19 protein-coding genes are annotated in these 20,495 nt (G+C 37.3%); 9 read left to right on the forward strand and 10 right to left on the reverse strand.

The window, feature by feature from the left end:
* The first annotated feature begins 29 nt into the window (after positions 1 to 29).
* From B8967_RS13415 to B8967_RS13425, 3 genes are all read left to right on the forward strand, one after another.
* Positions 30 to 1,745, forward strand: a complete 1,716-nt coding sequence (locus B8967_RS13415) for an autotransporter outer membrane beta-barrel domain-containing protein (protein ID WP_084086439.1) — start codon at positions 30 to 32, stop codon at positions 1,743 to 1,745.
* Between the two features lie 261 nt (positions 1,746 to 2,006).
* Positions 2,007 to 3,590 (forward strand): Na+/H+ antiporter, encoded by a 1,584-nt coding sequence (locus B8967_RS13420; protein WP_084086623.1) that lies wholly within the window; start codon positions 2,007 to 2,009, stop codon positions 3,588 to 3,590.
* 160 nt (positions 3,591 to 3,750) lie between these two features.
* Positions 3,751 to 5,046, forward strand: coding sequence for a Y-family DNA polymerase (locus B8967_RS13425; protein WP_228406180.1), 1,296 nt, complete (start codon positions 3,751 to 3,753; stop codon positions 5,044 to 5,046).
* 65 nt (positions 5,047 to 5,111) lie between these two features.
* On the opposite strand, the gene B8967_RS13430 is transcribed toward B8967_RS13425, so the two are convergent.
* From B8967_RS13430 to B8967_RS13445, 4 genes are all read right to left on the reverse strand, one after another.
* Positions 5,112 to 5,723 (reverse strand): YdeI/OmpD-associated family protein, encoded by a 612-nt coding sequence (locus tag B8967_RS13430; protein ID WP_047484718.1) that lies wholly within the window; start codon positions 5,721 to 5,723, stop codon positions 5,112 to 5,114.
* 6 nt (positions 5,724 to 5,729) lie between these two features.
* Positions 5,730 to 6,863 carry a serine hydrolase domain-containing protein gene (locus tag B8967_RS13435; protein ID WP_084086441.1) on the reverse strand — a complete coding sequence of 378 codons (1,134 nt, stop codon included), beginning with the start codon at positions 6,861 to 6,863 and terminating at the stop codon, positions 5,730 to 5,732.
* 128 nt (positions 6,864 to 6,991) lie between these two features.
* A complete protein-coding gene (locus B8967_RS13440) occupies positions 6,992 to 7,828 on the reverse strand; it encodes a hypothetical protein (protein WP_084086442.1) in 837 nt (278 codons plus the stop codon).
* A 110-nt stretch (positions 7,829 to 7,938) separates the two neighbouring features.
* The gene (locus B8967_RS13445) at positions 7,939 to 9,480 is read right to left on the reverse strand and encodes a glycine--tRNA ligase (RefSeq protein ID WP_047484722.1); all 1,542 of its coding nucleotides are present in this window, start codon (positions 9,478 to 9,480) and stop codon (positions 7,939 to 7,941) included.
* A gap of 205 nt (positions 9,481 to 9,685) precedes the next feature.
* Between B8967_RS13445 and B8967_RS13450 the strand changes: the two genes are divergently transcribed.
* Together B8967_RS13450 and B8967_RS13455 are read left to right on the forward strand one after the other, a co-directional pair.
* On the forward strand, positions 9,686 to 10,381 hold the full coding sequence (locus tag B8967_RS13450) for a pseudouridine synthase (protein WP_047484724.1): 696 nt from the start codon (positions 9,686 to 9,688) through the stop codon (positions 10,379 to 10,381).
* A 289-nt stretch (positions 10,382 to 10,670) separates the two neighbouring features.
* Positions 10,671 to 11,708, forward strand: a complete 1,038-nt coding sequence (locus B8967_RS13455) for a quinone-dependent dihydroorotate dehydrogenase (RefSeq protein WP_084086443.1) — start codon at positions 10,671 to 10,673, stop codon at positions 11,706 to 11,708.
* Positions 11,709 to 11,755: 47 nt separating this feature from the next.
* Here B8967_RS13455 and B8967_RS13460 read toward each other — a convergent pair whose 3' ends face one another.
* Positions 11,756 to 12,580: a hypothetical protein gene (locus B8967_RS13460; RefSeq protein WP_143330521.1), complete on the reverse strand. Its 825-nt coding sequence runs from the start codon at positions 12,578 to 12,580 to the stop codon at positions 11,756 to 11,758.
* 91 nt (positions 12,581 to 12,671) lie between these two features.
* On the reverse strand, positions 12,672 to 13,916 hold the full coding sequence (locus B8967_RS13465) for a DUF445 domain-containing protein (protein WP_047484729.1): 1,245 nt from the start codon (positions 13,914 to 13,916) through the stop codon (positions 12,672 to 12,674).
* A 251-nt stretch (positions 13,917 to 14,167) separates the two neighbouring features.
* Here B8967_RS13465 and msrB point away from each other — a divergent pair, with 251 nt between their 5' ends.
* From msrB to B8967_RS13485, 4 genes are all read left to right on the forward strand, one after another.
* Positions 14,168 to 14,614 carry a peptide-methionine (R)-S-oxide reductase MsrB gene (msrB, locus tag B8967_RS13470; protein WP_410493787.1) on the forward strand — a complete coding sequence of 149 codons (447 nt, stop codon included), beginning with the start codon at positions 14,168 to 14,170 and terminating at the stop codon, positions 14,612 to 14,614.
* A 21-nt stretch (positions 14,615 to 14,635) separates the two neighbouring features.
* Positions 14,636 to 15,022, forward strand: a complete 387-nt coding sequence (locus tag B8967_RS13475) for a DUF7079 family protein (RefSeq protein ID WP_084086446.1) — start codon at positions 14,636 to 14,638, stop codon at positions 15,020 to 15,022.
* A gap of 98 nt (positions 15,023 to 15,120) precedes the next feature.
* Positions 15,121 to 15,876: a murein L,D-transpeptidase catalytic domain family protein gene (locus B8967_RS13480; RefSeq protein ID WP_084086447.1), complete on the forward strand. Its 756-nt coding sequence runs from the start codon at positions 15,121 to 15,123 to the stop codon at positions 15,874 to 15,876.
* Between the two features lie 148 nt (positions 15,877 to 16,024).
* Positions 16,025 to 16,447, forward strand: a complete 423-nt coding sequence (locus B8967_RS13485) for a cupin domain-containing protein (protein ID WP_084086448.1) — start codon at positions 16,025 to 16,027, stop codon at positions 16,445 to 16,447.
* A 100-nt stretch (positions 16,448 to 16,547) separates the two neighbouring features.
* Here the strand turns inward: B8967_RS13485 and fabF are convergent, their stop codons facing one another.
* The 4 genes from fabF to B8967_RS13505 form a co-directional block, all read right to left on the reverse strand.
* A complete protein-coding gene (gene fabF, locus B8967_RS13490; protein ID WP_084086449.1) occupies positions 16,548 to 17,789 on the reverse strand; it encodes a beta-ketoacyl-ACP synthase II in 1,242 nt (413 codons plus the stop codon).
* Positions 17,790 to 17,991: 202 nt separating this feature from the next.
* Positions 17,992 to 19,260 carry an acetyl-CoA C-acetyltransferase gene (locus B8967_RS13495; RefSeq protein ID WP_084086450.1) on the reverse strand — a complete coding sequence of 423 codons (1,269 nt, stop codon included), beginning with the start codon at positions 19,258 to 19,260 and terminating at the stop codon, positions 17,992 to 17,994.
* 10 nt (positions 19,261 to 19,270) lie between these two features.
* A complete protein-coding gene (locus B8967_RS13500) occupies positions 19,271 to 19,876 on the reverse strand; it encodes a TetR/AcrR family transcriptional regulator (RefSeq protein ID WP_084086451.1) in 606 nt (201 codons plus the stop codon).
* Positions 19,877 to 19,989: 113 nt separating this feature from the next.
* A complete protein-coding gene (locus B8967_RS13505) occupies positions 19,990 to 20,409 on the reverse strand; it encodes an OsmC family protein (protein ID WP_084086452.1) in 420 nt (139 codons plus the stop codon).
* Between the last annotated feature and the right edge of the window lie 86 nt (positions 20,410 to 20,495).

Consider the following 20,495-nt stretch of genomic DNA (forward strand, 5'->3'; position numbering starts at 1 on the left):
AATAAATCAGAGTATAGCATAAATAAAACATGAGTACAGATAAAACAATATTAAAAAGCTGGTTTGTCACAGGTGAAAAACCTACACAGGAGCAATTCTGGGAGTGGATGGACAGCTACTATCACAAAAACGAACTGCTTTCCATGAATGCTGTTTATGGTTTAGAAAATGCTTTAGCCAATAAAGCAGAAGCTTCATCTTTACAATATTTTGCTATTAAGGATGGGAGCAATATTACAAACATAGAAAATTGGAAAGATAAGCTAAATATCAATCAATTAGATTCACAAAAAGCCAATAAAGATGCGTCAGGACTATCTCAAGACAACATAAATGCGTGGAAAAGCACCCTTAATGTGGGTGAATTACCAGAAAATATGGCCACTAATGATGGAGAAGACGAAAATGGAGATCCAATTTCCGGAACATCTTACACCAAAGAACAGAGTGACGAAAAATATTACAAAAAAGTAGATCCTCTATATTTTAATTCCAATTATGTTTTGCTTGCTGATGGCACACCAAAAGCAGCAGGAGATTTGGGGAAAAATGTGGCCAACTCTTCTTTGACTTCCATTGCTGGAGCCGGGCTTACCTTAGGAGCAGACTGGACAATGAATACTGCCGGATTACCTTATTCAATAACGGGGTTAAGCGATGTTTCAAACAATACAGCTTTTAATACTTTATTGGCTCAAAATGCAGCCGGACGTGTCGGGAAAACAAATGGGAAACAGCCTTTCTTAAACTTACCCGGGATTCTTACGGATACAGAAAAAGCAGCCTGGAAAACAGAAATGAATGGAGGATGGACTACCAATACAATGAGTATTGCGAATGTCTTTCCAAATGTAATTAAATCAGTTGATTACGGTGTTTTTATTACGGTCAATGGAGCTAATCTCAATATAAACAGTGCTTCTGCAGTCATCAGCATTATTAATAATACGTCAGAAATTGAAACAATTATTCCAAATTCGCAGATTACCTATGGTGATCCCAATTTAATTTCTATTTGGTTTAAGCCTAATACTTTTCCCGATGGTGAATATAGAATTAAAATATTCAATGGAGTGGCTACGGTTCAGACCAGTGGGCTCAACAATATTATCATTACTAATAATGCTAATTCAGTTGATATAAATGCACTTGTTTGGAATAAAATATCTTATAACCCAACCGAAGCAGATAATATTATCCGTATCAATGGAAGTACAATAGACTTTGTAACCAATACAAATAATAAACCTCTGGGAAATGATTTCTCAGTAGTGGGTTCCGCAAAATCAAATCAGATATTTTCAGGGACGGACAATTTTTCACTTAAAGGCTATATCATTTTAACAGGGAATGTGCTTTTTTATGGTGGAGGTTTAATAGGATTAGTGAATGCTAACAATAACAATAGCCTGACTATTGATACCCTGTCTTCTTTGAAAGTTACTATTGAAGGAAATAACTGGGCTGATGTCAGGAAGTCCATAAATGAGCAATCATCGGTTCGTATTTATGAGATTCCAAATCCTAACCAAGTACGTGTAGACTTTGTTATTTCAAAAAGAAACAACATGGTGAGTATGAGTATAAATCATAGTACGGCTTTTAATAACACAACTCAAATATATCAAACCGTGCAAAAAATAATTCCCGAGAATACACCTTTATCAATTGCTTTTAAGGGACTTAATTCTAGTAACTCAGGGGTGACGATAAAAGCAGTATTAGAAGAAGCTTATAAATTCTAATGTAAGTCTATTAGAATATAGAGCTGTCACAAAAAAACAATCTGTAAAAGTCTCAGTAATACTGGGACTTTTTTAGTGTTTTACATTTTCTTTCTGATGAGCAGGGATGATGTTGGGGTATTATTGTACAGTTTCTATTTAAGTTTTGATAAGATTGAAAAAATGGTTACGAAAATGCAGATTGATTGTATATTTGTAATAGATGTAGTCTTCAGACAGGTCATGAAGATAACGGATGAAAAATTAAAAAACACAATATCAATGCACACCGTATTACCCTTTTTGTTGGCAATGATAGCCGCTATTGTATTATTAAATATGTGGGCTGTTAAATTAAAAATCGCTTATCCTATTTTGCTGGTTGTATTTGGACTTCTTGTCAGTTTTATACCCGGTTTGCCTGCAGTAAAGATCAATCCCGATCTTATCTTTTTTATATTCTTACCGCCGCTTTTATTTGAAGCTGCCTGGTCCATTTCCTTTAAAGAAATGAAGAGATGGTGGCGTATCATTGGAAGCTTTGCTTTCCTTGTGGTGTTTTTTACGGCATTTTCAGTGGCCATTGCTGCCAATTATTTTATTCCGGGATTTACCATTGCCCTGGGATTTTTATTGGGAGGTATAGTGTCTCCACCAGATGCTGTAAGTACAGGTGCCATTATGAAATTTGTGAAAATTCCCAATACGACTGCAGCTGTTTTGGAAGGAGAAAGTTTACTCAATGATGCTTCTTCGCTTATTATTTTTCGTTTTGCCTTAATCGCTGTAGGAACCGGACAGTTTGTATGGCAGGACGCTTCTTTGGATTTCTTATGGATGATGATCGGAGGATCAGGAATTGGATTATTATTGGCCTGGGTTTTTGTACAAGCCCATAAACACCTCCCTACAGAGGCTTCTTCAGATATTGCACTGACTTTAATTGAACCTTATTTAATGTATTGGGTGGCAGAACAGTTTCACAGCTCCGGAGTATTGGCTGTGGTATGTGGTGGATTATATATGTCGGGAAAACGATTGATATTTTTAAACAGCACCAGCCGTATTAGAGGATATAGTGTCTGGGAAAGTTTTGTATTTATTCTGAATGGGATTGTATTTCTAATTATCGGATTGGAGCTTCCTGAAATCGTAGGAGGGCTGCGCTCTGAAGGAATAGCTTTAAAAACGGCAATTAATTATGGAATATTAGTGACCGTTATTCTTATTGTAGCCAGAATAATAAGCTCCTATGCTGCAATGATTGCCACCATTATTTTTCGTCCTTCTGTAGCTCCCAGGGCATCTTCTATGGGACGCCGCCTGATGATGCCTATTTTACTTGGATGGACGGGAATGAGGGGAGTGGTATCTCTGGCAGCTGCACTGGCTATTCCTATAACTCTTGAAAATGGGACTCCTTTTCCAAACAGGAACCTTATATTATTCATCACCTTTGTCGTAATACTGCTTACCCTTTTGGTACAAGGGCTTACATTGCCTTACTTTATAAAATATGGAAAAGTATTTGATGACTTTATAGACGAAGAAAAAGAAGAACTGGCCCGGAAGGAAATCAAACAAAAATTAAGACAACATGTTTATCATTTTCTTAAGAATAAACATGAAAGTGAACTTCATAGTGATGCAGGAATAGAACGGTTGTTAAGACATTGGGAGGAAAAAAATAAAGCTAATGATGCAGACTGGATGAATGAAAAATCCAAAGCTGTTTTTATCGAAATGCTTGAAAGCCAGAGGCAGTTTCTCACAGAACTTAATAAGGATATTTCGATTGATGAAGAGATCATTCGGCATCAGCTTTTCCAGCTTGATTTGGAAGAAGAGCGCCTGAAAATGATTTAAGACATATTGATCAACAGATACCGGTTTTTGAAGACGAAGTTAAAGCGCTGATGCGACAGAACGTGTCGTATTATAAAAATTTAATGACGTATAATACAGTGTGTTAAAAGTGGTGTTAATTTTTAACTGAAACTGATTTTATACTTTAAAAGTTCTAATTTTGTGTACATATTCATCCTTCATTATGTATGCTCTGGTAGATTGCAATAACTTTTTTGTTTCCTGTGAACGGACTTTAGACCCTTCTCTTGAAAACAAACCCGTTGTGGTGCTTTCCAACAACGATGGATGTGTGGTGTCCCGAAGTAAGGAAGCAAAAGATTTGGGAATTCCTATGGCAGCTCCTGCTTTTAAATATAAAGAGCTCTTTCAGAAGCATGATGTGAAAAGTTTTTCTGCCAAATTTGAACTGTACAATTACAAAAGCCAGCAGGTGATCAATATTGCTAAATCGTATGTTATTGAGTACGAAGTATACAGTATTGATGAGCTTTTCCTTGATCTTACAGGCTTTAAGTATATTGACATCCACGAATACTGTGATAAAATCAGGAAGGAAATTGAAGAAAAGGAAAACATTCCTGTAAGTATAGGAATTGCCCCTACCAAAACGTTGTGTAAAGTGGCCAATAGAATTGTGAAAGACTTTCCTGATCAATTTGATGGGGTGTATATCCTGGATACCCCTGAAAAAATTGAGAAAGCTTTGAAATGGCTCAATATAGGAGATGTATGGGGAATAGGAAGAAAACTGGCTGTAAAAATGAACGACAGTGGAGTTTATAAAGCCTGGGATCTTCTTCAGAAGCCTGAAATGTGGATTCGAAAGATCATGGGAATTCATGGGATAAGAATGCTTAATGAGCTGAAAGGAATCCGCCAGCTGGAACTGGATTCACCATCCCCTAAAAAATCTATAGCCGTAACCCGAAGCTTTATGGAGATGCTGACTCAGAAAGAGGAGGTACGGGAAAGGGTAGAAACTTTTGGGATGTATTGCTCTGAAAGACTGCGAAAACAGAGTACATGCTGTACAATGATCACGGTTTTTGTGCAGACCAACCGCTTTCGAAAAGATCTTCCCGAATATAAAAATGCCGTCACCAGAGTCCTTTCCAATCCTACCAATTCCTCTATAATTATTGGAAGGGTGGTGAATGAGCTTTTTGAATCGATTTATAAAGATGGTTTTCATTATAAAAGAGCCGGCGTTATAGTCAATGATTTTGTTCCCGAAGATCAAAGGCAGATCGGTCTTTTTGAAGAAGATACCCAAAACCAGCACCTTCCGGTAATGAAGGCCATGGATGCTATGAACCGCAAGTTCGGGAAAGATAAAGTCCGCCTTGGAAGTATGAGCGGTGAAAATACCTTTGGCAGGGCACAGCTGTCTCCTGAATATGAAGCTTTCTTAAAGAATAATACATTGCCTGAAGCTAATTTTAGGTTTCATTAGTGTTTCTTCTTGCCCGATAGTTTGAAGTCGGGGAAAACTTTCTGCTTTTTTCTTGCCAGGCATCTCTACTTTCTCTCATATTTCCAATTCCTCCCTTTGCCCTCTGCAATCCATTCCAAAGCCTGTTCCATCCTTTTATTCCGGGTAGCTTCAGTTTTAGCTTCAGTGATCCACGTGATATATTCTTTTCTGAACGAGGGTGAAGCTTTCTCAAAGACGTCCCATGCTTTTCCATTAGCAAGCAAAGCATCCTGAAAATATTCCGGAACTTCCATTTCTGTTTTGGAAGGAGCCGCTTTTTTCATGGTAACTCCCATATCCGTAAGTTCCATAGCTTCTTGAATGGCTTTCTTAAGTTGAGGTTTTGATGGAAGATCTTCTACCTTAGTGATTTTCCCCAGACTGAACATAGAATTCTTTTCTATATCCTGCGTCATTTCCTGCATGGTTTTCATCTCTTTTTCCAACCAGAATCCAAAGGTGCAGTGTTGCTTGAATGAAGCCATCGCACAAAGATTTTTTCCTTTGTACAAAAAATGGGGAAAACTCCACTTTATGGCTTCTTCCGCATCCGGACAGCATTCATGAACAGTCTCACGGATATAATGTAAAATCGGTTTGGCAAAATCCTGGGATTTTTCGATATAAGCATCTATTTTAGGGCTGTATTTCTCCATTGTTTTTTATTGAAATAATTGAACGGTTTCATTCACCAGGAACTTTACCTGATCCGGTCTTCCTCTGTCATTTTTAGGACTGTTGGAGTAGCTTCCCGTTCGTACAATGACTATATTATGCTCAGGGACCATAATAATATACTGACCCTGTAGCCCAAGGAAATAATAATGTTTAATCGGATTATCATGATTGATCCAAAGTCCCTGGCCATAGATTCCTGCAGATTTCTCTGTTGGGGTTCTCATGTCTTCAATAAAGCCGGAATTAAGAACCTGCTGATCTCCAACTTTGCCGTCATTCAGAAACAGCTGTCCCAGTTTTGCGAAGTCCCTCGCATTGGAATGAATACAGCAATATGTTTTCTCCATTCCGTAGTTGTCTGTGCTCCATTTGGCATTTTGTTCCATGCCCAGCGGAATCCAGAACTTCTCAGAAAGATAACTTGCCAGCGGTTTTCCTAGCGCTTTTCTTATTGCGAAACCCAGGAGCTGTGTAGATCCACTTTGGTATTCAAATCTTGTTCCCGGTTCTTCTTTAAAATTTCTTGTGAATACGGCTTTTACAAGATTTTTCCCGTAATAGGCTTTGGCGTTGGGGAGGAAGGGATTATTATAATTCTCATCCCAGTCAAGTCCGGCTTCCATCTGAGCCAGATTTTTAAGTGTGACTGTATTTCCGAATACCTTTTCTTTGAGTTCAGGATAAAATTCTGAAATTTTTTCATCAATACTTCCTATAATTCCTTCTTCCAGAGCCTTTCCCAAAAGCATTACCGTAACGGCTTTTGCCATAGAGAAAGAATTGGTCTGTGAAAGCTGATTATAACCGGCCCAATACTGTTCGTGAAGAATTTTACCATTTCGGATCACTACAAAAGCAGCTGTTTTAGACTCTTTTAGGTTATCAACTAAATGTTTAGGTAATTCTTTTTTGTTGTAGTCAAAATCTTCTTCCCAGAGCTCGGGTGCTTCAGTAGCAATAGGATTGCTGGGGAAAAGATTTCCGTCATCAATATAGGCGCTTGATTTTCCTTTAAAATAGGTTTTGGAAATACCACTAAACAAATAATCATATCCCAGGAAATAAGCTGCCACAGCACCCGCTGCAGCTCCACCTATCATATACTTTAATATTCTCATATTCACGTGAATCGGTCTCTAACAAATTTAGAATAATTTAGGTAAAAAACTGAAAAAGAATCAGTAAATCATTGAAATAAAAAAGCCCTGAAGTTATTCAAGGCTAAGTATGTTAATAAAGTAAATAATTACTTGTTATACTCATAAAGATAGGTGCGAACTACTGTTCCGGTAACAGAACTTGTCTCCTTCATTACTGACTTGGTAGGATAATCAGCATTGTTTAGAGTATGAACTCCAGTGGTTTGATTGGTATCATTTACAATTCCTGAATAGGCTCCGTTTAAGTAGATGAGGTTATTGTAACCTACTTCACCATCTCCACCACCATCTCCAAGGGAAAACATATCTATTTTTATAAGGCCTTTTACATTTTTCATAGGATTGTTATTGCCATCATAAGCAAATGTGACATTACGGGAAATTCCATTGTATGAATAGCTCATAGAAGCCAGATTCCCGGCATTATTGATGTACACATCTTTCTGGGTATATTTTATATCTGAGAATGTTGCAGTTGCTGGGTTATAGGTAGCGGAGTGATAATCGTTATACTTCACATGGTTATCGCTCAGATATTGGTAGTTTTCAGTATATACCAAAGTTCCCGCCTGTTCTTTATTAGTCACTTTTTCAGAAGCGAGTCTTCCGTTAGAATAGGTGAATTCTCTCATGATTTTCATAACTCCATTCCTGAATAGTTCAGTCTTTACAATATTGTCCCCGTCATATGTGTATAATGTCTTTTCGTTATCTGTAACGTCAAGGGCCTCAGTTATTTTGGTCCCGTCGTACTTATATTCTACAACATAAGACTGTCCGTCTGGAGCAACCTCTGTTAATTTTTTTACAAGATAAGGGGTGTTATTATTGCTGCCATTATTATTGTCTTCCGGATTATCGTCGGATGAGCTACAGCTTACGATCACTGCCATAGCCAGTGATGAAATAATTAATTTCTTCATAGTTATTATTTTTTTAGTTTTTAAAGTCCGTCAAAAATAATAATTTCCGTAATATATTCATCTATTGTGTGTAAAAAATAAAAAAGCCCTGATTTTTCAGGGCTCTTAAATTATATTTTAGAAAGTAAATTTCTGAAGTTGGTCTTTTCATCAATGATCCTTCTCAGTTCAGAAACAGGAACTCTTTCCTGCTTCATCGTGTCTCTGTCTCTTATTGTTACGGTGTGATCCGTTAGAGAGTCATGATCAATGGTGATACAGTAAGGCGTACCAATGGCATCCTGTCTTCTGTATCGTTTTCCGATTGCATCTTTCTCTTCGTAGAATAAGTTGAAATCATATTTCAGGTCGTTGAAGATATTTTCTGCATACTCTGCCAGACCATCTTTCTTCATCAATGGAAGAATAGCTGCTTTTACAGGAGCTAAAGCGGGTGGAAGAGATAAAACCGTTCTTTCAGATCCATCTTCCAATACTTCATCCTTAAGGCAGTGTGAGAAAATAGAAAGGAATAATCTGTCTAAACCTACCGAAGTTTCTACTACATAAGGAACATAGTTTTCATTTCTTTCAGGATCGAAGAACTGAAGCTTTCTACCTGAATGTTTCTCATGAGCTTTTAAATCGAAATCCGTTCTTGAGTGAATACCCTCTAATTCTTTAAATCCAAATGGGAAGTTGAACTCAATGTCAGCGGCAGCATTGGCATAGTGAGCCAGTTTTTCATGGTCATGGAATCTGTAATTGTCATTCCCTAATCCTAACGCTAAGTGCCAGTTCAGACGTTTTTGTTTCCATTGTTCGTAGAAATCTAATTCAGTTCCGGGAGCAACGAAGAACTGCATCTCCATCTGTTCAAACTCACGCATTCTGAAGATAAACTGTCTTGCAACAATCTCATTTCTGAAAGCTTTACCAATCTGTGCAATACCGAAAGGAAGTTTATGACGTGAAGTTTTCTGAACATTCAGGAAGTTCACAAAAATACCCTGAGCCGTTTCCGGTCTCAGATAAAGATCCATAGCACTGTCTGCGGAAGCACCTAGCTTAGTTCCAAACATTAAGTTGAACTGTCTTACTTCCGTCCAGTTTTTAGAACCCGTATCCGGATCAGCAATTTCAAGCTCTTCAATCAAAGATTTTACATCAGCAAGGTCTTCGTTTTCCAAAGATTTTGCCAGCCTTGAAAGAATAGCCTCTCTTTTTGCTCTGTATTCCAGGATTTTTGGATTGGTTGCTTCAAACTGAGCCTTATCGAAAGAATCACCGAATCTTTTCGCTGCCTTTTCGATCTCTTTATTTTCTTTATCTTCAATTTTAGCGCAGTAGTCTTCTACCAAAACATCTGCTCTGAAACGCTTCTTAGAATCTTTATTATCAATCAATGGATCATTGAAAGCGTCTACGTGGCCCGATGCCTTCCATGTAGTAGGGTGCATAAGGATTGCCGAATCAATACCCACAATATTTTCGTTAAGCTGTACCATAGCTTTCCACCAATATTGTTTGATATTATTTTTAAGTTCAGCCCCGTTCTGTCCATAATCATAAACAGCGGATAAACCATCATAGATCTCACTCGATGGGAAAATAAAACCATATTCTTTAGCGTGAGAAATCACTTTCTTGAAAACATCTTCTTGCTTTGCCATAATTTTTTTAACGTCTGATGTGCAAAAATATGAATTTGAATTCCAATTCCATGAAATTCAACAAAAAAAGCAGTAAATAAAAGTTCAAAAATTTACATTTTAATTTCCAGGAGCCGGGAACCTGCTTTCCACTATATCTTTTGCTTTGCAAAAGGATGCCGCTTCAATCAGGGCTAGATCGGTTGAAAATTTCTATTTTTGCCTCATGTTAGAAATTCTTTATCGCGACGAACATATTATTGCCATCAACAAACCCAGCGGATTGCTGGTTCATAAATCCTTCTATGCGGGAGAAGCTGATACTTACGCTATTCAGGAGTTGAAGAAACAGATTGGACAAAAAGTGTTTCCTGTACATCGGTTAGACCGAAAAACTTCGGGTGTTCTGCTGTTTACTTTAGATAAAGATACCCTTAGAATCATGAGCGAGCAGTTTGCCTCACGCGAAGTGGAGAAGAAATACCTGGCAATTCTTCGTGGCTGGACAAAAGAAGAAGAAACCATTGATTATGATTTAATTAATGAAAATGAAGTCAAGCAAAATGCAGTGACCTATTACCGTCGTTTGCAGACTTCGGAAATAGATTTACCCTTTTTAAAACATCAGACTTCGAGATATTCTTTGGTAGAAGCCATTCCTGAAACGGGAAGATTTCACCAGTTAAGAAAACATTTTAAGCATATTCTGCACCCTATTTTAGGCTGCCGTAAACATGGCTGCAATAAACAAAATAAGTTGTGGCTTCAAACATTTGAGATCAGTAAAATGACGCTTCATGCCCATCAATTGATTTTTAATCATCCTACTTCTAATGAAAGAATTACGGTAAATGCTACTATAGATGATGAGTTTGGAAGAGTAGGGAAGATTCTGAACTTTGATTTGAGTGCATATTCTTAATGTAAACCAAATATTTTAAACATTTTATAAAGAAATCTCCAAGATAGAGCCTTGCCAAGGTTTTAAACCTTGGCAAGGCTCCGTTACGACATCACCACAAAGTTTAATCTATTGAAATAAAAGATTGCAATGAAAAGCGGGAAATAGCTTCCACTAAAAAATTCTTATACCATTATATCTTGCAGATGTTCTTGCTTTATAGATACTGTTTATCAGACATTTTGATAAAAGGTCATAGGTTAATCCACGATTAATTTTAAAATGAGTAATTTTGTAAAACTTTTTTTCAATGTACAAATCGCTCATTCGTCCGATTCTTTTCAAATTTGATCCTGAAGAAGTACATCACTTTACTTTTTCAATGCTCAAGAATTTTGGATTTCTCACCAAATTATTTCTCCCAAAACCTATCGAAGACAAACGTCTGGAAAGAGAAGTTTTCGGATTAAAATTTAAAAATCCTGTAGGACTGGCTGCCGGTTTTGATAAAAATGCTGTTTTATTCAATGAATTGGGAGACTTAGGTTTCGGGTTTGTAGAAATAGGAACCGTGACACCAAGAGCTCAGGCAGGAAATCCTAAGAAAAGATTATTCCGTCTTATTGAAGATGGCGGAATCATCAACAGAATGGGCTTCAACAATGATGGGCTTCAGGCAGCAATCGAAAAATTAAAATCCAACAAAGGAAAAATAATCATCGGTGGAAACATCGGAAAAAATACCGATACAAAAGCTGAGAACTATACACAGGATTATCTGGATTGTTTTGAAGGTCTTCATCCTCATGTGGATTATTTTGTACTGAATGTAAGCTGCCCGAATGTGGGAAGTCATGCTAAACTTGAAGATGTAGAATACCTTCGTGAGCTGATTACAGAAGTAAAGAAAATCAATCAGTCAAAATCTGTACAAAAACCTATATTACTGAAAATTGCTCCGGATCTTAATAATACTCAGCTGGATGAAATTGTTGAGCTGATTGCAGAAACAAAAATAGATGGAGTAATCGTTTCCAATACCTCTGTCAACAGAGAAGGTCTTAAAACTTCTCCTGAAGTTTTGGAACAAATAGGAAATGGTGGTTTAAGCGGAAAACCAATTCGTGAGAGAAGTACAAAAATGATCAGATACCTCTCAGAAAAAAGCAACAGGTCTTTCCCGATCATTGGAGTAGGAGGTATACATTCTGCAAAAGATGCCATCGAAAAGCTGGATGCCGGAGCGAGCTTGATACAGCTATATACCGGATTTATCTATGAAGGTCCACAACTGATCAATGATATCAATCAGGAACTGCTGAAAAGAGCAAGCCGATTGCCAAGATAAATACAAAAGAGAGCTTTTAAGCTCTCTTTTTTTGTTTTATATTTCCATTACTTTGATTTGGAAACCGAAGCATTTTTTACATCCACGGTCAGAATATAAGGAGCAGAAGCATATGATTTTTTTACATTATACTGGAGTATATTGGGATCTTTGGTCTTTATCTTTTGGGTTTCAGATATTCCTTCCAGGCAACTTTCAGTCAGGAATTCTTCATAGTTTTTATAATTCCAGTTCTTGGTAAAATACAAAACCCGGTATCCTTTTTCACCATCACTGGCTCCGCACATTCCGCAAAAATTAAAATTGGACAGGTTTTCAAAATAAAGCAGTACCCTGTTTCCCGTACTGTAAACGGATGTTGATACCAGTGTATTTCCCCCCAGCCGGTTCATAAAATCAAATGTATTGAGTTTCTTATTATCCGGAAGAAGCAAATAATTATTGTACCGGTAGATCGTTGGATTGCTGGTGTATAATATAGCGGGTTGGGATTGCTTTCCCATATAGAACGTTCCGGATACCTCCTGTTTCGTATTGTTTCTTTCAAAGACTAATGCTTCTTTGGGTTTTAAAGTACGGGCAATGCTGTCTGTTTTTTCTACTTTACGCGGAGAAGTGATCACTTTCCTTAATTCCTTCGCATTCAGTGTATGTTTATTTCCAAAATTATAGAGATAAAGAACTCCCAGATCATAAATTCCTGTGAGTGGAATTTTCTTTTGATATTTATCGTAATAGTACCATCCGTCTATAAAATGCTGATACTGATGACAGTCCACAACCCCGGTATAATTAAGCTGCATCGTAACAGGAACTCCCGAAATTGCTCCTTTAAAAACCTGGGAAGAATCTGTTACAGCTTTTAATTCCACTTTTTGACTCATACAAAAGATAAAAAGGGGTAGGAGTACTGCTAGGCCTATTTTTTTCATGGTTGGAAGATGGTGGTTTTAATTTTTTTTTTTAAATAAAAAAGTTGGCTACGGTATAGATAATCAACCCTACCAGGCCGCCCACTAAAGTTCCGTTTACCCTGATAAACTGCAAATCTTTTCCTACTTCAAGTTCCATTTTTTCACTCAGCTCTTTTCCCTGCCAGTTTCCTACGGTTGTACTGATGAGGTTTCCGAACTGGTGTGTGTTTTTAAGAATATATTTATAGGCGGTTACACGGACCCAATGATCGATTTTATTCTGAAGGTTTTCATCAGTCTTTAGATTTTGTGAAAATTCATCCAGGTTTTTATAGAGATAATTTTTCAGTGCAGACTGCTCTTCCTGAAGCTCTTTCATGAGTGTTTTCTTGATAGAAACCCAGATGTCATTAGAATACTCATCCAGTTTGTCATTTTTCAGAAGTCCGTTTTTGATCGTTTTAAACTCATCTTCCCATTTCGGGTCTTCTTTAAGATCAACGGAAAATTCATAGATTTTTTGTGTGATTAATGCCCTGACTTCATGTTGGGAATTTTCTTCAATTTCTCTGAAAAAATCGGAAAGCCCGTCTGCAATCTTGTCTGCAATCTTATTATCCACAAAAGAAGGAACAAACGAATAGCTTCCCTGCTTTACCCGCTCTTTGATCATTTCATCATTTTCGATAATGTAGTCTTTGATCTGTTTAGAAAGATTGGTAATGATTCTCTGATGGTCATTCTTTTCCAGAATATAATGAATTCCGTTTCCTACGACTTTATTCAGTTTGATATCATCAGTCATGTCGGATACCTTCTTGCTGATGAATTGACTTACCGTAGAATCATCAAGCTTATTAAGAATATCCAGTACAATATCTGAAATATTTCTGATCAGGATATTCTGGTTTTTTTCTTTACCCAGCCATTCACCCACAAAGTTTGAAACCTTAATTTTTTGAATATAAGGACGTATATTCTGAGGTGAAAGAAAATTACTGACCACAAAACTTCCCAGATTATCACCGAGCCTCTGTTTACTGTTTTCGATCAGATTGGTATGGGGAATCGGTAGCCCGAGTGGATGGCGAAATAAAGCGGTTACAGCAAACCAATCTGCCAATGCTCCCACCATTGCCGCTTCAGAAAAAGCCCGGACATAGCCAATCCAATGAGAATGATTAGATTTCTGTAAAATGGTGGTGATAATGAAAATAACGGCCATCAGAACAAATAATCCCGTGGCAAATGCCTTGTATTTTCTTAGCTGTTTTCTTTTTGCTTCGTCATTCATATTCTCAAATTTACTAAATTTGGGTGTTAAACCATTTACTATTTAAACCATAAAAGACATAAAATTTTTATTGTAAAGACTTTGGAACACTTGAGTAAGTTCCTATTGAATGAAGTGTTTTACATTCCCCGTCATTTTTGTGGTTAAGATATAAGAAATTAAAATTTGTGATGAAATTTTTAGTTTCAATCATCATATTAATTTTTCTGCTGGGATGTAAGCAGAAACATCAACCTATTAAAATTACTTCTATGGAAAATAAAGAAGCAAAAAACAATCCATATTATTCAAGAACTGATACCACCAAGCTGAACATTTCCAATGAGGAATGGCAAAAAATTCTGGCTCCGGATCTGTACGCAATATCCAGAGAAGCGGCAACAGAAAGAGCTTTTACCGGAAAATATAATGAATTTGACGAAACCGGAGATTATTATTGCGCTGTCTGTGGAAACCACTTGTTTCGTTCTACATCAAAATTTGCAAGCAGCTGCGGATGGCCAAGTTTTTTTGAAGCAGATAAAGAAGGGGTATACTACAAAAGAGATCAGACCTATGGAATGGAAAGGGTAGAAGTGCTTTGCAAACGCTGTGACTCCCATCTGGGACATGTTTTTGATGACGGCCCAAAACCTACAGGACTGAGATATTGCATGAATTCTATCAGTCTGGAATTCGTTTCGGATTCACAAGAATAAAATCATTTTTATCCACTTGCTATGGGAGAAGAGAGTCTGGAAAACAGGAAACAAGTTTGGATCGCTCTGTCAGAGCTATATCTTGATACTGAGCTTCAGGAGTCTGATTTCATATATATAGCAAAAATTCTCCTTGAAAGCCCTTTTACTTTTGAGGAAGTAAAAAGAATTGACCAATTTGAAGTTTTTCCGGTCCTCTTTTCAAATCTGCTAAGTCCGGCAGGAGAATGGGCAGGATTTAATGAATTGCTATTGGTTAAAAATATTATGAAATGGATTGAAACAAGAAATAAGCTAGATATTTTCGCTGTCAAATGCATTTACCTTTTCTATGATAAGATAAATAGGAGTTATTGGAAAAGAATAGAAGAGATTTATAATCAGGCAGATGGAGGAAGCCTCCGTTAAAGTTTCTTAAATTGCGTTAAACTTTTTAGACTTATAAGTGTCTGACAGCTATGTTTTTATAATTTTGCCCCACTAATTTGGAATTAATATATTATTGAATGAAAGGATTTTATAGCGTAATAGGCCTTGTGTACATGGTGACGACTTCATTCTATCTTTCTCCAAGAGTGGCGATAAAGAATGAAAAGATTAATACAACAAAAACTGAAAAAGTAGCGGAAACGAAATCTGTAAAGAATGCTGAAACGGCATCTTCATCAGAAGTATTATACAAATCAATTGCATTTGACCCGGAACATGAATTAAACTATGAAGTGTTCTCAAAAGCATTGACGGGATTTGAAAATTTAAAAAAAGCAGGATTACTTACCGAAGAATCACATTTATTAACGATTTGCGATTTTTCTATGTCTTCCAATATGAAAAGACTTTGGGTAATTGATCTTAATGACAAGAAAGTTCTGTTCAACTCGCTGGTTGCCCATGGAAAAAATACAGGTGAAGAATTTGCGACGAATTTTTCTAACAAGGAAAGTTCGTTGCAGAGCAGCCTGGGATTTTATATCACGGATGCCACCTATCAAGGGGACAACGGATACTCTCTGAAATTGTTAGGAATGGATAAAGGCTTTAATGATGCAGCGTACAGAAGAGCAATTGTACTGCATGGAGCCAATTATGTAAGTGATGACTTTGCTGCAATGCATAAAAGAATTGGAAGAAGCTGGGGATGCCCTGCCGTTCCTAAAGAACTTACACAGCCTATCATCAACAGTATCAAAGGAAGAAACCTTCTGTTCATCTACTATCCTGATCAGAATTACCTTTCCTCCTCAGAATGGTTAAAAGCATAAGAGAAAAGCAGTCAATTTTGGCTGCTTTTTTTATATAGTCCTTGAAATCTTCCGGATATGAAGCTTCCTGTTTTTATAGTAAAAAATGGTTGTTTTTATTTTTAAATAATTAAATTTATCAAAGCCAACTATTTAAGTATTGACTAATATGAATGCAGAGCATGAAAACAACCTCGATATAAACCCGGCTTCGGAAATTTTCACAGAATTTATTCCGGCTGTAAGGCTTTTGAATAACTCAGATACCACATGTACATTCGAAAAAGGAAAAATACCTAGTCTGAAACATATACCCACTACAGGATTTTGGTTCAGTACCAAAACTGAAGAATGGGAGAAAAATGCACATGTTGCACCCCGAAGACAGTATGTCATTACAATCAAAGGAAATATAAAATTTAAAGTAAGTGATGGTTCAACATTTATAATTGAACCAGGGATTGTTCTTTTAGCAGAAGATGTTATGGGTGAAGGACATAGTTGGGAGATGGTAGAGAGTAAAGAATGGGAAAGGCTCTATATTCCAATGACAGAAAATACTGAAGATTTTTTTATTCCGGATCCAAAGTAATGATCTCTTATGTAGTAATCTACCCAATCAACGGGAACAAAATAAAAAATCCCTGCATGATAATGATATGCAGGGATTAAAAATTATTTCAAGCTAAAAATTAGCTGAATTTCTTAAATACAACAGTGGCATTATGACCTCCAAATCCGAAGGCATTACTTAGCGCAAAGTTGATTTCTTTTTCTTTTGCTTCTCCAAAAACAATATTGATATCCCTAGGAATGTTTTCATCAATACCATGAAGGTTGATGGTTGGAGGGATAATGCTGTTTTGAATAGCCTTAATGGAAAGGATCGCTTCAACAGCTCCCGCAGCTCCCAGCAAATGCCCGGTCATTGATTTGGTAGCACTGATATCAAGGTTTTTACTTCCTTTAAAGGCGTTATTGATTGCTTTCAATTCAATTAAATCTCCTAATGGAGTGGACGTTGCGTGTGGATTGATATAGTTGATGTCTTCCATATTGACACCGGCTTCTTTTACGGCCAGTTGCATTGCTTTAATCGCTCCGGCTCCTTCAGGATGAGGGGCTGTCATATGATAAGCATCCGCCGTCATCGCGGCGCCTGCCAGCTCTGCATAGATTTTGGCTCCTCTGGCTTTTGCATGCTCATATTCCTCAAGCACCAACGCTCCTGCACCTTCACCCATTACAAAACCATCTCTTTCCGCATCATAGGGGCGGCTAGCTGTGGCAAAGTCGTCATTTCTGGTAGACATCGCTTTCATAGTAGAGAATCCGCCAATAGAAGCAGGGGAAATAGCTGCTTCAGAACCTCCACTGATGATCACTTTTGCTTTTCCGAGACGGATATAGTTAAATGCATCCATTAATGCCGTATTTCCTGTAGCACAAGCAGAAATAGTAGTGTAATTAATCCCCTGAAGTCCATATTTCATGGAAATCATTCCTGATGCCATATTGGCAATGAATTTAGGGACGAAAAAAGGATTGAAACGCGGTGTACCATCACCTTGTGCAAAATCCATCACCTCTTTTTCAAAAGTCCACATTCCCCCTTGTCCAGTACCCCAGATTACTCCGGTATCAAAAGGATCCATTTTTTCAAATTCCAAACCGGAATCCTGAATGGCCTCTGAGGAGGCATACATAGCATATTGCGTAAAAAGGTCGCTTCTTTTTATTTCATTATGGGTCAGATACACTTTCGGATCAAAATTCTTTACCTCACAGGCAAAATGTACCTTAAACTTTTCGGTATCGAAATGAGTGATTAATCCAGCTCCGCTAACCCCATTAATACTGTTTTGCCAAAATTCTTCGACATTATTTCCTAAAGGCGTCACGGCGCCTAATCCTGTAATGACAACTCTTTTCATATCTAGTTACTAATTTTAAATAGGCAAAATTTCCATATAGTAAAACCGATTTACCGACAGTCTGTTTTGCCTTTTTATTGTATCAATTTTGTTTTAACCTGCAATATTATCAATTTTCTTTCGCTATACACGAATATTTAGATATATTATTTATGGCATAGCAAGTAATTTTGCCTGTAGAAAACTCTTTTATAGTTATAATTTATTTTTCTAAGATCATGGTGATACCCTGTCCACGGGCAGCGCAGATAGAAATAAACCCTTTTCCACTGCCTTTTTCATTAAGCAGTTTAGCTAATGTGGCAATAATTCTTCCGCCGGTTGCTGCAAACGGATGCGCAGCTGCAAGGCTTCCTCCTTTAACATTCAGTTTACTTCGGTCAATTTTTCCCAAAGATTTTTCTAGCCCAAATTTTTTTGCCAGGTCATCGTCTTCCCAAATTTTTATAGTGGCTAATACCTGGGCTGCAAAAGCTTCATGAATTTCATAGTAATCAAAATCCTCAAAATGCAGTCCTGCTTTTTTTAACATTCTTTCTGCTGCAAAAACAGGGGCTAAAAGCAGATTTTGTTTGTTTTCAACATATTCTATCCCTGCCAACTCTGAAAAAGTAATATAGGCTAAGACAGGAAGGTTATTGGCTTTTGCCCATTCTTCACTGGCTAGCAATACTGCTGAGGCCCCATCCGTAAAAGGAGTGGAGTTTCCGGCGGTCAAGGTACCATTTTGCCTGTCAAAAGCTGGTTTCAGCTGTGATAATTTTTCTAAGCTGGTATCACGACGCATATTATTGTCCTTATCTAATCCGAAAGCAGGCGTGATCATATCATCAAAAAAACCTTCATCATAGGCCTTTGCCATATTCAGGTGACTTTTTAAAGCTAACTGATCCTGTTCTTCTCTTGAAATATGATAATATTTTGCAGTAATTTCTGTATGTTCCCCCATAACAAGTCCTGTTTTAGGCTCCTGCCCTTTGTAAGGAACAGGCATCCAGTCTTTCAGTTTTGGGCTTAGCAGCTGTTTCAGTTTTCCGAATGCTGTTTTTTCTTTATTGGCTTTAAGAAGGGCTTTTCTTAATCTGGGTGCAGATTCAAAAGGAATATTGCTCATGGCTTCTACGCCGCAGGCAATGCCGCTTTCTATCTGCCCCAAAGCAATTTTATTTCCTATATAAATTGCCGCTTCAATACCGGTATCACAAGCCTGCTGAAGATCACAGGCGGGAGTGGTGGGATCAAGAGACGTATTCATTACGGTTTCTCGGATGAGGTTGCTCTCTGAGATATGCTTGATCACGGCACCACCTGCAACTTCTCCAAGAAGTTTACCCTTCAAATGGTACCGGTCTATGAGGCCGTTAAGGGCAACAAGTAAAAGATCCTGATTTCCCTGGTCTGTATAAGCGGTGTTCATTCTGGCAAATGGGATTCTGTTGTATCCTACAATAGCCACTCTTTTTGTTTCCATATTGTGAAATTTATGATGGAAGAATAATTAGTTCATGATCAATCATGTGGGTAATTGTATCCAAAGCATTATTCAAATAGCTTTGGGTACCCATGGTTTTTGAAAGCAGAATTCCACCTTCAATAAGCATAATAAATAGAGAGGCATATTTCTCAGCATCTACCTTTTCATTAATTTCTCCGTTTTTTTGACCTTGTATAATGACTGTTGATATTTTTGTCATCCATATTTCAAAAGAATTTCTGACATGGGGCTTAAGAGCCGGAAAAGAGTCATCTGCTTCTGTGGCTGCATTCATCAGAGGACATCCTCCATTGGAAAAGACCACCGGCCAGTTTTTTCTGTAAAATGTGACAAAAGCATGAAGTTTTTCAGCTGATGTAGGATATTCATCCCCAAAAGAATGCTGGATTGTTCTACTTAATAGCCCGGCATTGTATTTATAAACTTCAATAGCCACTTCATCTTTATTTTCAAAATTTCCATAAATACTGCCTTTGGTAAGGCCTGTGGCTTCTGTAATGTCTGATAACGATGTAGAAGTATAGCCCTTTGTATTAAATAAAGTAGCTGTTTTCTCGATGATATGCTGTTTCGTTTTTTCTGCCTTCGACATATGGGTACAATTCTGAATACAAATATACAAAAATATACCATTCGGTATATTTTGTTTGAAAATTAAATCTGAGTAGTGATATACTCAGATTTAAGATATTATAAAGTGAGATTTTACTGCTCTAAAGTAGCACTTAAAGTAATCTCAAAATTAAAAGCTGCACTTACAGGACATCCTTCCTCAGCAATCTTGGCGTATTTCTGGAATTCTTCTTCTGAAATTCCCGGAACTTTAGCCGTTAACGTCAACTCAGATTTTGTAATCTTTCCGATATTAGGGTCAAGGGTGATCACAGAAGTTGTTTTAAGCTGTTCAGGAGTAAAGCCTGCCTGAGAAAGTTCTGCATCCAATTTCATAGTGAAGCATCCAGCATGTGCTGCTGCCAGCAATTCTTCAGGGTTGGTTCCTACACCATCGGCAAAACGGCTGTTAAAAGAATATTGAGTCTGGTTTAAAGTGGTACTTTGAGTTGTTAAGTGACCTTTACCTTCTTTGATAGTGCCGTTCCAAACGGCAGTTGCGTTACGTCTCATAATGTTTGATTTTTATTTTTTAATATTGATTGATTTTGATGTTACAAAGATATGTCGATGGGTTGCCGTATTCAATAGATAAAAAG

The sequence above is a fragment of the Chryseobacterium sp. YR221 genome (assembly GCF_900176315.1).
In the GTDB taxonomy this organism is placed as follows: Bacteria; Bacteroidota; Bacteroidia; order Flavobacteriales; family Weeksellaceae; genus Chryseobacterium; species Chryseobacterium rhizosphaerae.